Genomic DNA, 13,997 nt, shown 5'->3' with positions numbered 1-13,997 from the left:
CAGTTATACATAAAGGGAGATTGTATCTTTATTGTATTTTTCGAATCTTTAATTCAACAATGAATTTCTTTTCATGCTCTAAAGTAAGGGTTGCGGGCATATACAGTTCATAAACTTGAGATTCAAAAGCTTCTGACTGAGCCATGACATAATTTCTTAATTTTTCATAAAAAGAAAAGTAGGTATCCGGATGGTAGATAAATGCAATACAGACAAATGTACCAGCAGGTATAATGGTTTGTTCAATATTCGACGATAGCTTCGAAAATACTCGCTCTGTTAATAGCGGGGTGAAAATGGCGTCATAAATAATTGCATTCACATTTTCATAGGGAGCGAGCGGATATATACAACCATAGCGACTATTTAATACACTGCCTTCCTTCTCAATAATTTTTGTAAGTGTTGCGTAATATGTATTGGTACTAGAAGTTGGAGTTAATTTGGTAGTTGTCACTTGTAAAATGGGCATGGCTTCCTCTACTTGTATATATACCTCACCAAAGAAGGGGATATCGATTTGTTCCTGTAATTGCTTTTTGGTTTTTAATAACGTGTTTTTTACTTCATTCAAGCGTGAAATTTTAGTATCAATTCTTTGCTCTTGCTGAGCAAAAAAGTCAAGTAGTTCTTCAGACGTTAATTTGAGCGCTTTCTTTATATCCTCTAACGAAATGCCAATATATTTAAGTGATTTAATGATATCTAAATAGAAAATTTGACTGTCTTTATAATAGCGATAATTGGTATAAGTATCGGTATAAGCAGGCTTAAATAAATCGATCTGATCATAATAACGTAACGTTTGAACGGATAGATTGGACAGTTTGGCAACCTCACCGATTGTATAATAATGTTCCTTCATAATGGCCTCCACTAGTAGTAGCTAAAGAAGTTTCGGATGGCATCAAAGCGAATTTTATGCTTGCACTCTTCGCAATAAAATAGGTGAGCTTCACGTTCTTTCATTTGTTTGTATTGTGCTTCACCTTCTTGGAGCTTGAATGGTTTTTTACAGCTCGTGCAAATAGCTTCATATTGCATTGTGAACACCTCTGTAGATTCTTTCAATTTTCTTTATTATAACATTTTGTGAATTAAACAAGCATTTTGGAATGCTCGAGACGAATTGTTAGATGCGCAAAAAGTTTCTTGAAAAAGGTTTCAGATTATTGAAAACTTGCTTGAAATCGTGTTTCTCAGGCGATTTTATGCTATTATAAACCTTAATGCCACTTAAGAAGGAGAGCTTTACATGAAACGACATGAAGCACGCGAAAAAGCGTTGCAAGTTTTGTTTCAGCTAGACAATACAGATTTAACAGTTGAAGAAGCAATGGGTCATATTAAAGGCCAACCGACAAATGCCTTCTACGAAAAAATTGTTACTGGAACAGCTGAACATTTGGAGGAAATTGATGCTACATTAGAACAGCATCTTGAAAAGTGGTCACTTGCCCGTTTACCCAAAATTGAGAGAACTGTTTTACGCCTAGCTGTATACGAACTGTTATACATGCCAGAAACACCAAAAAGAGTAGTGCTAAACGAAGCAATCGAGTTATGTAAAACATTTGGCGATGATAGTTCATCTAAATTCGTCAATGGTGTACTTTCTAAATTTACAGAACAAGAATAATGTGTTGAATTGGAAGGAGTAACGAAGGTTTATGTCAAGTGCAATTATTAATGGTAAAGAGATTGGTCAAGAAATTCGTAATGCTGTAGCAGAGCGTGTAATTCGTTTAAAAGAACAAGGGTTAACACCTGGTTTAGCGGTTGTGTTAGTTGGGGACAACCAAGCTTCAGCTACATATGTGAGAAATAAACAAAAATCTTGTGAAGCAATTGGTATGTATTCGGAACTGATTAAATTACCTGAAGAAACGACGCAAGAGGAATTATTAACACAAATTCAACTATTAAATCAACGTGAAGATATTCACGGTATTTTAGTACAATTACCACTTCCAAAACATATTGATGAGGATAAAGTCATTGCGACAATTGCTGTCGAGAAGGATGTTGATGGCTTCTCACCTGTCAGTGTTGGGAAAATGATGCTTGGCCAAGAAACATTTTTACCTTGTACTCCTTTTGGCGTAATGAAGCTTCTTGAGTATTCAGGAATTGAGATTGCAGGAAAACATGCTGTAATCGTAGGACGCAGTCATATTGTAGGTAAGCCAATGGGGCAACTACTATTGCAAAAAGATGCTACGGTAACGTATACTCATTCCAAAACGCCAGATTTACCTTCATTTACAAAACAAGCGGATATATTAATTGCTGCTGTTGGACGTGCAAACTTTATTACAAAAGAGCATGTGAAAGAAGGGGCTGTTGTAATTGATGTTGGCATTAATCGTGATGACAACAATAAATTATGCGGCGACGTAAACTTTGCTGAAGTAGATGGTATAGCGTCTCATATCACACCTGTACCAGGGGGTGTTGGACCGATGACCATCACAATGTTACTATTCAACACTGTGCAAGCAGCTGAAAATAAGCTTGCTAATTAATAGCCTTTTTATGAAGTCATCTCAATATCATGTTGAGATGACTTTTTTTATGGATTGATTCCAGAACTTTTATGCTAATTTTGACGTCTAATGTAACGTTTGGGACATACATACTTAGTAGGAGGTTTTTATGGAAAATATCGATATTGTGTTAATTGTGAAGCATATCATTATTGGTCTTGTCCAAGGGTTTACAGAACCAATTCCGGTATCGTCAAGTGGACATGTGATGATTGCCAGCGAAATACTAGGGCTTGGTGAACAAGGGTTTACGTTCGCCATTCTAACCAATACAGCATCGTTACTTGCTATTGTTTATATTTATCGTGAGGATATAGTACGATTGATTTCCCATTTTTTCTTGTACTTGAAAACACGTGAGAAGCGCTACAATGCTGATTTTCGTTTTGCCTTGTATATCATTATAGGTTCTATTCCAGCGGGCGTTTTAGGAGTATTATTAAGTGATGTTATTGCAGACAATGTGAGTATGACGACAATTGCGCTCATGTTGTTTGTTACGGGTGCGGCTTTATGGTTGATTCGTAATATGCGTGGGAAGAAAAAAGATGCCGATTTAAGTGCGAAGGATGCCATTATTGTCGGGTTAGGGCAAGCAGTCGCTCTCACACCAGGTATTAGCCGATCAGGTGCGACGATTATTTCAGCTATTGCAGTAGGTATGAGACAGGATACAGCTTTACGTTTCTCCTTTATGCTTTATATTCCAGTAAGCTTAGGTGGGGTCGTATTAGGAATAACTGATTTTTTAGATGAGCCTAATAAAGGTGCGTTAGCGCTTCCTTATGCAGCCACTTTTCTAGCTACACTTATTATGACGTACTTTGCCATGCGTTGGTTTATGGGCATAATGAAAAGTGGTAAACTTAGCTATTTTACGTACTACTGTTTTATTGTAGGAACATTATTATTATTATTTTATTAAAATGTAAAGTCTCATTACAACTGTTGTTATGGGACCTTGTTTTGTTATTCATTGAATAGTCAATTTCTATTAGTTAGAACGTGTTGGAATATGTTATAGTTATTTTTTGATAGAAAAAAGACAGGCATTTTTTCTAGCGAAACTGCATTTAAACGCGTCAACACCAGTAAAAAATGTTATGATAGGTGTAGTTTTTGTAAAAAACTTGATCTTAGTAAAGGAGCCGAAAACATGTCCTCTGCTTCTTATTTAACTGTAAAAGCATTAACAAAATATATTAAACGAAAATTCGATGCGGACCCTCACCTACGCGAAGTGTATGTGAAAGGTGAGCTATCAAATGTAAAAATTCATCAATCTGGCCATATTTACTTTACATTAAAGGATGATGGGGCAAGAATTGCTGCCACGATGTTTAAAACGGCTGCCACGAAATTAGCATTTGAACCAAAAGAAGGTATGCAAGTATTTATCCGTGGTGATGTAAACGTTTACGAAGGCTACGGGACTTATCAGCTATATGTCCAAGAAATGCAACCGGATGGTATAGGTAGTCTATTTGTTGCCTTTAATCAATTAAAAGAGCAATTACAAAAAGAAGGGCTTTTTAAATTAGAATGGAAACAATCGATTCCAAAGTTTCCTGAAAAAATAGGTGTGCTAACATCAACGACAGGAGCAGCGATTCGAGATATTTGTACGACTTTAAAGAGACGTTACCCTCTAGCTGAAATTCTGATTTACCCTACACTTGTACAAGGAGCACAGGCGGCACCAAATATTGTACAAAACATTCAACGTGCCAATCAAGAGGCAACTTGTCAAGTGTTGATTGTTGGACGCGGGGGAGGCTCGATCGAGGATTTATGGGCATTCAATGAAGAAATAGTGGCGAGAGCTATTTTTGACAGTAGAATTCCTATTATTAGCGCAGTTGGTCATGAAACAGATACGACAATTGCCGATTATGTTTCTGATTTACGTGCACCTACACCAACAGCGGCCGCTGAGATGGCAGTCCCAGATCAAGCGGAGCTATTCCAACGGGTACTTTCCCAAAAATCTCAAATTCATCAAATGGTTAGGTCGCAACTTATGGCTGAACGACAGCGTCTTAATAAGCTCCAACAGTCTTATCCACTGTCAATGCCAGAAAGACTATATCGACCGTTTACTGAAAGATTGGCACAGCTCGAGTCAGGATTGCAAACAGCCATGCAAGTAGATTTGATGAAGAAAAGTGCTCAGCTTCAGCAATTACATAGTACGGTGGCACAACATTCACCAAAAAAAGCACTTGCCTTCCATCAACGGGAGCTAGAAGCGCGCATGCAACAATTAACACGTGCTACAACGTATTATGTAGCGAAGCAGCAACAACAATTTGAGGCAACTATTCGAACATTAGAAGCATTAAATCCATTATCCATTTTAACAAGAGGATTTACAGTCGCTTATAAAGATCAACAGATGATTAAATCATCCACTGACGTGCAGAAGCAGGATCATCTGACATTGACTTTCCATGATGGGAAGGTTGTGGCTGAAGTGAAGGATATTTTGCCAAAGAATGAGGGGGAATCGTTGTGACAGAAAAACAACAAACTTTCGCAGAAGCTATGACGGCATTGGAAGAAATAGTTCGCCAGCTAGAACAAGGCGATGTACCATTGGAAAATGCGATTGATTTATACAAGCAAGGAATGGAGCTATCAAAGTTTTGCCATAGTAAACTGCAGCATGCTGAAGAGCAGCTAGTATCTATTGTCCAAGAGACAGGTGAAACAACAGCATTTGATCCACTAAAGGGAGAGAATTAGGAAATGAATGAGCCATTAAAGTACTTTATCGAAAGCAACATACCACAAATCGAAGAAACGATGTTTGCACTTGTTTCAAAAATTGATGCTCCAGTAGATTTAAAGGACTCCATGCTATATTCATTAAAGGCAGGCGGTAAACGCATTCGACCACTTTTTGTATTAGCTGTCCTGGAGCTTTATCAAAAAAAATTACAGGATGGTTTAATTGCAGGATCTGTCATTGAAATCATTCATACGTATTCGTTAATCCATGATGACTTACCAAGCATGGATAATGATGATTTTAGAAGAGGCAAGCCAACAAACCACAAAGTTTATGGAGAAGCACTTGCAACACTGGCGGGAGATGCATTAAACACATTGGCGTTTGGTATTTTAGCCCGTATGGAAGTAACGGCTGAAAAGCGGATCGAGCTTGTTCAATTGTTAAGCGTTGCCGCAGGTGCTGAGGGCATGGTTGGTGGTCAAGTACTGGATATGGAAGGTGAGCAGCGTCAGCTTGATTTAACTGAACTGGAGCAAGTCCATGTTAATAAAACCGGTGCTTTATTAAGATTTAGTATTGAAGCGGGAGCCGTATTAGCAGACGCATCTAAACAAGACCGTGCTACATTGAAGGAATATGCCCATCACATCGGCCTAGCTTTCCAAATCCAAGACGATATTTTAGATATCGAAGGAACAACAGAGGAACTAGGAAAAACGGCTGGGAAAGATGTAGCTAGTGATAAGAGTACTTACCCAGCACTTTTAACGCTAAATGGAGCGAAAGAAAAGCTTGCTGAGCATTATCAACATGCTATTAATGCACTCGATCAATTACCAATAGATGCTAGCTTATTACGAGACTTTGCGGCATATATTGTTCATCGTAAAAACTGAGAGAAAATCAAGGCATTGAAGGAAAAGAATATGCTAGAATAGGTGGGAACGTTTACAAATTGTAAACAATGAAGTGCTCGTACTTTTAGCATATTGATAACACTGCTATAATAGTGAAAACAAATGCGGTGAATATTTTATTGAAAAGGTGTGTGAGAAAGGTGGATTTAAATAAAATAACTAGTCCATCCTTTTTAAAAAACTTAAATAAGAAGGAGCTTGAGCAGGTAGCGCAAGAAATTCGTACCTTCTTAATCGAAAAATGTTCTGTCACAGGTGGACATATCGGCCCGAATTTAGGAGTAGTCGAGCTTACGATCATGTTGCATAAAATGTTTGACAGTCCAAAAGATAAGTTTTTGTGGGATGTTGGCCACCAAGCTTACGTGCATAAAATTTTAACAGGTCGTGCGAGTCAATTTGACACACTACGTCAGTTCAAAGGGCTTTGTGGATTTCCAAAGCGCGTGGAGAGTGAACATGATGAATGGGAAACAGGTCATAGCTCGACTTCCTTATCAGCAGCCATGGGTATGGCAGCAGCACGTGATATTAAAAAAGAACATAACTATGTAATTCCTATTATTGGGGATGGCGCTTTAACTGGCGGTATGGCGCTTGAAGCGTTAAATCATATCGGTCATGCGAAAACGAATATGATTGTTATCCTAAATGATAATGAAATGTCCATTGCTCCAAACGTTGGTGCGCTTCACAGTGTTTTAGGTCGTTTGCGTACTGCCAAGGAGTATTCAAAAGCCAAAGAAGAGCTAGAATCACTTATTAATAAAATTCCGGTATTAGGTGGGAAGCTTGCTTCTACCGCGGAACGACTTAAGGACAGCTTAAAATATTTAGTGGTGTCAGGTGTCTTTTTTGAGGAATTAGGCTTTAAATATCTTGGTCCTATTGATGGTCATGATTTTGAAGCATTGGAAATGACATTATCCCATGCAAAAAAAGTGAAGGGGCCAGTCCTTGTTCACGTAATTACGAAAAAAGGAAAGGGCTATAAACCTGCTGAAGACGATACGATCGGTAATTGGCATGGAACAGGTCCTTATAAAATTGAAAATGGTGCCTTTGTGAAGTCAGAGACTAAAGGACCAGCATGGAGTAGTTTAATTGCAGAAACTGTTCGTAAAATTGCTCATGAAGATGAGCGAGTCGTGACGATCACACCTGCTATGCCTGTCGGGTCAAAATTACAGGGTATTCAACAAGACTTTCCAAATCGTTTCTTCGATGTGGGGATTGCCGAGCAACATGCAGCAACAATGGCAGCGGGTTTAGCTACACAAAATATGAAGCCGTTTTTAGCGATTTATTCAACATTCCTACAACGTGCTTATGACCAAGTGTTGCATGATATTGCGCGTCCTAATTTAAATGTCTTTATCGGTATTGATCGTGCTGGTTTAGTTGGGGCAGATGGTGAAACGCATCAGGGCGTATTTGATATCGCTTTCCTACGTCATATTCCAAATATGACGATTATGATGCCTAAGGATGAAAATGAAGGGCAACATATGGTTAAAACAGCTATTGAGTACGATGGTGGTCCAATTGCACTACGTTACCCACGTGGTAATGGGATTGGCGTTCCACTAGATGATGAGCTTGTCGCATTACCAATTGGTAGCTGGGAAGTTTTACGAGAAGGAAAAGATGGTTCCATTTTGACATTTGGCACAACGATTCCGATGGCCATGCAAGCAGCAGATATGTTAGCGCAGCAAGGGATTGATATCGAGGTGGTCAATGCACGCTTTATCAAACCAATGGATGAGGATATGCTACACCGAATTTTATCCAATCATAAACCGATATTAACCATCGAAGAAGCTGTCCTAAAAGGCGGATTTGGTAGCGGAGTATTAGAATTTGCTCACGACCATGGCTATCTCAATGCAATTGTTGATCGAATGGGTATTCCAGATCAATATATCGAACATGGTAACGTTGATCAACTGCTCGAAGAAATTCATATGACAGCAGAGGATGCAGCAGCACGTATGCAAGTATTACTTCAACAAAAACAGCAAGTAGGTTTAAATAAATAATGACAAAACAACCAAAAGAACGAGTGGATATTTTACTTGTAGAGCGTGGATTATGTGAAACAAGAGAAAAAGCAAAACGTTCCATTATGGCGGGACTTGTTTTTTCAAATGAAATACGAATCGATAAAGCAGGAGAAAAAATTGCTATCGATGCGCCTCTACAAGTAAAAGGTTCCGATTTAAAATATGTTAGTCGTGGTGGTCTGAAGCTAGAAAAGGCCCTACAAATTTTTGATATGTCTGTAGAAGGGAAGCTAATGCTTGACATTGGCTCCTCTACAGGTGGGTTTACAGATTGTGCATTGCAACATGGCGCAAGACATGGCTATGCACTGGATGTGGGATCCAATCAATTAGCGTGGAAAATTCGGTCAGATGAACGTGTTACCGTCATGGAAAAAACTAATTTCCGTTATACTACGGCAGCAGATTTATCTGAAGGATTACCTGATTTTGCTACAATAGATGTTAGTTTTATTTCTTTATCATTAATTTTACCGGTGTTAAAAACAGTATTGCTACCAGGTGGCGATGTGATGGCATTGGTGAAACCGCAGTTTGAGGCGGGAAAAGATAAAGTTGGAAAAAAAGGTATCGTTCGTGATAAAAAAGTCCATCTCGAAGTATTAGAAAAAACAGCGGCAATGGCCACAGAAATTGGATTTGTTGTAAAGGATGCTTCTTATTCCCCGATAACAGGTGGGGAAGGAAATATTGAATTTTTATTCCATTTAGTGAATCCTATTGGAGAAGAAGACATTCCTGCATATACAGCTTTTAATGCACTCGTTGAAGAAGCGCATAATTCTTTAAAATAACACGTGCTCGCTTATAGAGCCGTGTTTTTTCTTGTGCTTTTTTGTTGAAAATGGTAGTGTGATTATACACATATTTAATTATTTATTAGAGGTGGCTACGATGAATAAAGGACAAAGACATATACGAATTCGGGATATTATTGCGAATCATGAAATTGAAACACAAGATGATTTAGTCGATTTCCTAAAAGATGCAGGCTATAATGTGACACAAGCTACGGTATCAAGAGATATTAAAGAACTACATTTGGTGAAAGTACCATTACAGGACGGTCGCTATAAGTATAGCTTGCCCGCTGATCAACGATTTAACCCAGTGCAAAAATTACATCGCGCATTAGCGGATGCCTTTATAAGCATTGATGGAGCATCGCATTTTTTAGTCATGAAAGCTCTTCCAGGTAATGCGAATGCGATTGCATCCTTACTAGACCATTTAGATTGGCCAGAAATTTTAGGTACAATTTCTGGAGACGATACCATTTTAATTATTTGTCGAAATGAAAATGAGCGGGAAAATACTAAAAATCGCTTACTAGACATGCTTTAAAAAATGGGGAAATGGATTCAGAGGTGACAATTTGTGTTAAGAGAGCTTAGTATTCGAAACTTTGCTATCATTGAGGATTTGACTGTGAGTTTTTCAGAAGGTTTGACTGTACTAACGGGGGAAACTGGTGCTGGTAAATCTATTATCATTGATGCTGTTCATTTACTTGCTGGTGGACGGGGAAATACTGAATTTATTCGTCATGGGGCAAGAAAGGCTGAATTAGGTGGCTTATTTCAAATTTCGAATTCCACGCATCCTGTGCTGAAAAAATTAGAAGAAGCAGGCATTGAGATTGAAGAAGAGACAGTTATTTTACGTCGTGATTTAAATGATTCTGGGAAAAGTATTTGCCGTGTAAATGGTAAACTTGTGCCATTATCAGTACTGAGAGAAATTGGTGGGAGTCTCATTGATATTCATGGCCAACATGAAAACCAAGAGCTGATGGATGAAAAACAGCATATCAATTTACTCGACCAGTTTGCAGAAGAGCAGCTGCTACCTATTCAAAAAACATACAGCGAACAATATGAAGAATATCGATTGCTGAAAAAGGACTTAGCCTCGATTTCCATCGATGAACAATTAATGGCACAACGCATTGATTTGTATCAATTCCAAATAAAAGAGCTAGAAGAAGCCAATTTATGGCTAGGTGAGGAAGATGAACTTCTTGATGAACGCCGTCGTCTCATGAATTATAATAAAATTTTTGAACGTTCTAGTGCTGCCTATGAGGCCATTCAGGGAGAATCAAAAGGTCTTGATTGGATTGGGAATGCAATGGGTGCTTTGGATGATGCAGCAACAGTTGACGAGCAATTTAAAGAAGCTTCTGAGGCAGTGACATCGGCTTTTTATGCGCTACAAGATGCGGCTTATCAGGTCAAAAATGTATTAGATGAATTGGAGTTTGATCCAGCGCGTTTAAATGAGGTAGAACAACGATTAGCACTATTCCAAAATTTAAAACGCAAATATGGTTCGACTGTGGAGGACATTTTAGCGTATTTTGAAAAAATAAAAATAGAGTTAAATGAACTGCTAAATCGCGATGAAATTTTGCAGGTGAAAGAACGAAGAGTGCTTGAAATGGAATCGGTTCTTAATGAGCTTGCTACAGAACTTTCAATTGTGCGTAAAGCTGCTGCCCAACAGTTAAGTGAAGCCATTATGGCAGAGTTACGGGAATTACATATGGAAAAAGCTAAATTTATTGTCAATTTTGAAGAATTACCATATTTCGATGCAAATGGAAAAGATCAAATTATTTTTTATATTTCTACCAATGTTGGAGAACCGCCAAAGTCCTTACCGAAAATTGCCTCGGGAGGAGAATTATCACGAATGATGCTGGCGCTGAAAACTATTTTCTCTTCTTCTAATGGTATCACATCCATCATTTTTGATGAAGTGGACACAGGAGTTAGTGGAAGAGTGGCACAAGCCATTGCAGAAAAAATTGCTGCGGTATCCATTAATTCTCAAGTGCTATGTATTTCACATTTACCTCAAGTAGCTGCGATGGCTGATCATCATTACTTCATTAAGAAAGAAGTCGAGCATGATCGAACATTTACGTCTTTATCAGAAATTGATCAAAAGGCACGAATTGAAGAAGTCAGCCGTATGATGTCTGGAACAGAAATTACGGCTTTAACACTACAGCATGCAACGGAGTTATTAACAATGGCAGAAGAGCGTAAAAAACAAATGCGTTAACCATATACCAGAAACAGTTAAACCTGTTTCTGGTTTTTTTCTTTTTGCACAAATATTTACCGCTTATAAGAACGCCACAACAACACATAGTAAAAAGACAAAAATGAAAAGGAGGTGTCGTATGAATCGTCGTTGGCGTCAATTAGTCATTTTGCCTATGCTCATCTTTTTGTTAGTGATGCCTATACAAGCTTTAGCCGCCAAAAAGCTTATACCGATGGGTGAAGCCATTGGAATCCAACTTCAATTATCACATGTGTTCGTAGCGCATGATGTACTGTTAGCTTCCAATCAGTGGATGAAAGGTGGCGCAGTGATTGAAAAAATTAATGATATACCTGTAAAATCGCTGGCAGACGCCAAACAAGCTATGGCTAAAGAAGGCCAACAGAAATGGACGATCAATAATGACGGAAAACAAGTTACACTCGAATTACAAAATCAAGAAGCAGAGCATATCATATCCTTCTTAAAAGATGAAACAGATGGAGTAGGAACACTGACTTATATTGATCCAGAGACAAAAAACTATGGTGCACTAGGTCATCAAATTGTTGATTCAACCCTACAAGAGGCCCCTGTATTTAGAGCTGGCTCCATTTTTTTAGCTTCAATTCAACAAATCCGTAAAAGTACGCCTGGCCAACCAGGTTACAAAATTTCCTCCATTGAAAAACATCAGGAACGACTGGGTAGTATAGATAAAAATACTGTTTATGGAATTTTTGGCCGTTGGGAAGAAGGCTATCCACAAAGATTACCCAAAGCGATTGAAATTATGCATGAAAAAGATATAAAAACGGGGAAAGCGGAAATATATACAGCCATTGAAGGCCGAAAAGTCGAAACTTTTTCCATTGAAATAACAAAAGTTGAAAATGAACGACTTGAATTTATAGTTTCTGACGAAAAGCTCATTGAAAAAACGGGTGGAATTTTGCAAGGAATGAGTGGCAGTCCTATCATTCAAGACGGTCGATTTGTCGGTGCTGTAACACATATGTTTGTGGAGGAGCCGAAAAAGGGAGCAGCTCTAACAGTAGCTGAAATGTTAAGAAAGTCTTCTTAAAAAGTGGGATGGCATTTGGTGAAAATCCGCATTTTCCGCAGGCAGAACAGGTGCCCGCTGGAAACTTGCGGGTTTTTATCTTTATGTTAAAAACACTTTGAATTCAACAAGTATTTCTAATAATAACCGAAAGGAGTCATGATATTTAAAAAAACTGTAGTTTTATCTTATTTTTTTATCTAAAATAGGTAATAAGAGTGTTTCGACAGTTTGCCAATATTTAGCACAACTTGTCGATATTAAAAGAAAGTATCGGACTACATACTCATTTTTGGAAATGAAAAAGGTTTTTAAACAAAAATGTCGAAAATTCCACAGTGTGCCAAAAACGGCATTTAGGGGTTAGGTTAACGCTTTGGAGTGTTCAAAGCAAGTCCAGAAGGAGGAATTGAAATGACAAAGGTAAAAGTAGCGATTGCAGATGATAATCGTGAGTTATTAAAAACAATGGAGCAATATTTCCAGGGGCATGCCGAAATAGAAATTATTGCTACGGCTTCAAACGGAAAAGTTTGTCTACAAATGCTTGAGGAATTTACACCTGATGTTTTACTTCTAGATATAATCATGCCTCATCTTGACGGTTTAGCTGTTTTAGAATCGATGTATCAAAATGAGAAAATGTCATCAGTCCAAGTAATTATGTTAACTGCTTTTGGCCAAGAAGATGTCATGAAGCAGGCTGTAGATTTAGGGGCATCTTATTTCATGCTAAAGCCATTTGAATTTGATCAATTAGTGCAGAAGATTTTACATTGTGCTGGACAGAAGGCGACACTTCCTAAAAAGACAAGCGTTTTACAACCTACCGTCCCTCAAAAATTAAATCAGCATCAATTAGACAGCACGATTACAGCTATCATTAAAGAAATTGGTGTACCTGCACATATTAAAGGGTATTCCTATTTGCGTGAAGCCATTCAAATGGTATTTGAGGATATTGAATTATTAGGATCTGTGACAAAGATTTTATATCCAGAAATCGCGAAAAAATTCAATACGACACCATCACGCGTTGAACGCGCAATTCGTCATGCTATCGAAGTTGCATGGAATCGTGGTAATTATGAATCCATTTCGTCGATGTTTGGCTACACGGTGCATCACTTGAAATCCAAGCCGACAAATAGTGAATTCATTGCTATGATTGCAGACAAAATCCGCATCGACATGATGGCTAGCTAAACTTAAAATTTTTAGCAATAAACGATAGAAAAACTGATATAGCAATTATACCTCGAGTTTTTATAACGCCATTTTTAGACAGTGTGACCACTGTTTAGAAAGGCGTATTTTTTTGATGGGTATCTATTATCTTATGAGCGATGATACTGATGAAAACGAGTACTGCATGGTAATAAAATTAGAAGCAGGTGATCAAAATGAAAAGTGTCAACTTTCAATTAGATGGAATGGACTCATTAGAAATTACACAACTAGAGGAACATTTATTTGAAGTCCGACTCGTATTAGACGGTAAAATAAGTATGCAATATATGAGTAAGGAGGAATTGGGACAGCTTGGTGCGACCTTTCAAATTGGAAATATAAAGAGCTATCTTGAATAAAGAGCCTTAATATCCGATAATTTTATAG

At 38.0% G+C, this 13,997-nt stretch carries 15 protein-coding genes; 13 read left to right on the top strand and 2 right to left on the bottom strand.

Translation table 11 applies throughout. The features are described from left to right. Positions 1 to 28 precede the first annotated feature (28 nt). Together MKX57_RS15055 and MKX57_RS15050 are read right to left on the bottom strand one after the other, a co-directional pair. Positions 29 to 865 carry a MerR family transcriptional regulator gene (locus tag MKX57_RS15055; RefSeq protein ID WP_043990664.1) on the bottom strand — a complete coding sequence of 279 codons (837 nt, stop codon included), beginning with the start codon at positions 863 to 865 and terminating at the stop codon, positions 29 to 31. Positions 866 to 876: 11 nt separating this feature from the next. Further along, complete coding sequence (locus tag MKX57_RS15050; RefSeq protein ID WP_083796517.1) at positions 877 to 1,044, bottom strand: DUF2197 domain-containing protein; 168 nt, start codon at positions 1,042 to 1,044, stop codon at positions 877 to 879. 211 nt (positions 1,045 to 1,255) lie between these two features. Here MKX57_RS15050 and nusB point away from each other — a divergent pair, with 211 nt between their 5' ends. From nusB to MKX57_RS14985, 13 genes are all read left to right on the top strand, one after another. Continuing rightward, complete coding sequence (nusB, locus tag MKX57_RS15045; protein WP_008179889.1) at positions 1,256 to 1,639, top strand: transcription antitermination factor NusB; 384 nt, start codon at positions 1,256 to 1,258, stop codon at positions 1,637 to 1,639. A gap of 31 nt (positions 1,640 to 1,670) precedes the next feature. Next, positions 1,671 to 2,525, top strand: a complete 855-nt coding sequence (gene folD, locus MKX57_RS15040; protein WP_089986073.1) for a bifunctional methylenetetrahydrofolate dehydrogenase/methenyltetrahydrofolate cyclohydrolase FolD — start codon at positions 1,671 to 1,673, stop codon at positions 2,523 to 2,525. A 130-nt stretch (positions 2,526 to 2,655) separates the two neighbouring features. Continuing rightward, positions 2,656 to 3,471 carry an undecaprenyl-diphosphate phosphatase gene (locus MKX57_RS15035; RefSeq protein ID WP_008179894.1) on the top strand — a complete coding sequence of 272 codons (816 nt, stop codon included), beginning with the start codon at positions 2,656 to 2,658 and terminating at the stop codon, positions 3,469 to 3,471. 231 nt (positions 3,472 to 3,702) lie between these two features. Next, on the top strand, positions 3,703 to 5,061 hold the full coding sequence (gene xseA, locus MKX57_RS15030) for an exodeoxyribonuclease VII large subunit (RefSeq protein WP_089986072.1): 1,359 nt from the start codon (positions 3,703 to 3,705) through the stop codon (positions 5,059 to 5,061). Continuing rightward, the gene (gene xseB / locus MKX57_RS15025; protein WP_008179899.1) at positions 5,058 to 5,291 is read left to right on the top strand and encodes an exodeoxyribonuclease VII small subunit; all 234 of its coding nucleotides are present in this window, start codon (positions 5,058 to 5,060) and stop codon (positions 5,289 to 5,291) included. The genes xseA and xseB overlap by 4 nt, the downstream gene beginning before the upstream one ends. A gap of 3 nt (positions 5,292 to 5,294) precedes the next feature. After that, positions 5,295 to 6,176 (top strand): polyprenyl synthetase family protein, encoded by an 882-nt coding sequence (locus MKX57_RS15020; RefSeq protein ID WP_342550391.1) that lies wholly within the window; start codon positions 5,295 to 5,297, stop codon positions 6,174 to 6,176. A gap of 161 nt (positions 6,177 to 6,337) precedes the next feature. After that, positions 6,338 to 8,239, top strand: coding sequence for a 1-deoxy-D-xylulose-5-phosphate synthase (dxs, locus tag MKX57_RS15015; protein ID WP_043990667.1), 1,902 nt, complete (start codon positions 6,338 to 6,340; stop codon positions 8,237 to 8,239). Beyond that, complete coding sequence (locus tag MKX57_RS15010) at positions 8,239 to 9,057, top strand: TlyA family RNA methyltransferase (RefSeq protein ID WP_008179905.1); 819 nt, start codon at positions 8,239 to 8,241, stop codon at positions 9,055 to 9,057. The genes dxs and MKX57_RS15010 overlap by 1 nt, the downstream gene beginning before the upstream one ends. A gap of 100 nt (positions 9,058 to 9,157) precedes the next feature. Next, positions 9,158 to 9,607, top strand: a complete 450-nt coding sequence (gene argR, locus MKX57_RS15005) for a transcriptional regulator ArgR (protein WP_008179906.1) — start codon at positions 9,158 to 9,160, stop codon at positions 9,605 to 9,607. Between the two features lie 33 nt (positions 9,608 to 9,640). Further along, the gene (recN, locus tag MKX57_RS15000) at positions 9,641 to 11,332 is read left to right on the top strand and encodes a DNA repair protein RecN (RefSeq protein WP_342550390.1); all 1,692 of its coding nucleotides are present in this window, start codon (positions 9,641 to 9,643) and stop codon (positions 11,330 to 11,332) included. Between the two features lie 121 nt (positions 11,333 to 11,453). Next, the gene (locus MKX57_RS14995; RefSeq protein WP_008179909.1) at positions 11,454 to 12,401 is read left to right on the top strand and encodes a SpoIVB peptidase S55 domain-containing protein; all 948 of its coding nucleotides are present in this window, start codon (positions 11,454 to 11,456) and stop codon (positions 12,399 to 12,401) included. A gap of 393 nt (positions 12,402 to 12,794) precedes the next feature. Further along, positions 12,795 to 13,586 carry a sporulation transcription factor Spo0A gene (spo0A, locus tag MKX57_RS14990; RefSeq protein ID WP_008179911.1) on the top strand — a complete coding sequence of 264 codons (792 nt, stop codon included), beginning with the start codon at positions 12,795 to 12,797 and terminating at the stop codon, positions 13,584 to 13,586. 197 nt (positions 13,587 to 13,783) lie between these two features. Further along, positions 13,784 to 13,969 (top strand): hypothetical protein, encoded by a 186-nt coding sequence (locus MKX57_RS14985; protein ID WP_008179914.1) that lies wholly within the window; start codon positions 13,784 to 13,786, stop codon positions 13,967 to 13,969. The last annotated feature ends 28 nt before the right edge of the window (positions 13,970 to 13,997 follow it).

This window comes from Lysinibacillus sp. FSL M8-0216 (assembly GCF_038595555.1).
Classification (GTDB): Bacteria; Bacillota; Bacilli; order Bacillales_A; family Planococcaceae; genus Lysinibacillus; species Lysinibacillus fusiformis.
Note: the sequence above shows the minus strand (reverse complement) of the source record. Positions and strands in the feature narration are given on the sequence as shown.

Coding starts and splice junctions, on each gene's coding strand:
- MKX57_RS15035 (WP_008179894.1), top strand. CDS start 2,656: ATGGAAAATATCGATATTGTGTTAATTGTGAAGCATATCATTATTGGT.
- MKX57_RS15055 (WP_043990664.1), bottom strand. CDS start 865: ATGAAGGAACATTATTATACAATCGGTGAGGTTGCCAAACTGTCCAAT.
- argR (WP_008179906.1), top strand. CDS start 9,158: ATGAATAAAGGACAAAGACATATACGAATTCGGGATATTATTGCGAAT.
- MKX57_RS15020 (WP_342550391.1), top strand. CDS start 5,295: ATGAATGAGCCATTAAAGTACTTTATCGAAAGCAACATACCACAAATC.
- MKX57_RS14985 (WP_008179914.1), top strand. CDS start 13,784: ATGAAAAGTGTCAACTTTCAATTAGATGGAATGGACTCATTAGAAATT.
- nusB (WP_008179889.1), top strand. CDS start 1,256: ATGAAACGACATGAAGCACGCGAAAAAGCGTTGCAAGTTTTGTTTCAG.
- spo0A (WP_008179911.1), top strand. CDS start 12,795: ATGACAAAGGTAAAAGTAGCGATTGCAGATGATAATCGTGAGTTATTA.
- MKX57_RS15050 (WP_083796517.1), bottom strand. CDS start 1,044: ATGCAATATGAAGCTATTTGCACGAGCTGTAAAAAACCATTCAAGCTC.
- MKX57_RS15010 (WP_008179905.1), top strand. CDS start 8,239: ATGACAAAACAACCAAAAGAACGAGTGGATATTTTACTTGTAGAGCGT.
- folD (WP_089986073.1), top strand. CDS start 1,671: ATGTCAAGTGCAATTATTAATGGTAAAGAGATTGGTCAAGAAATTCGT.
- xseA (WP_089986072.1), top strand. CDS start 3,703: ATGTCCTCTGCTTCTTATTTAACTGTAAAAGCATTAACAAAATATATT.
- MKX57_RS14995 (WP_008179909.1), top strand. CDS start 11,454: ATGAATCGTCGTTGGCGTCAATTAGTCATTTTGCCTATGCTCATCTTT.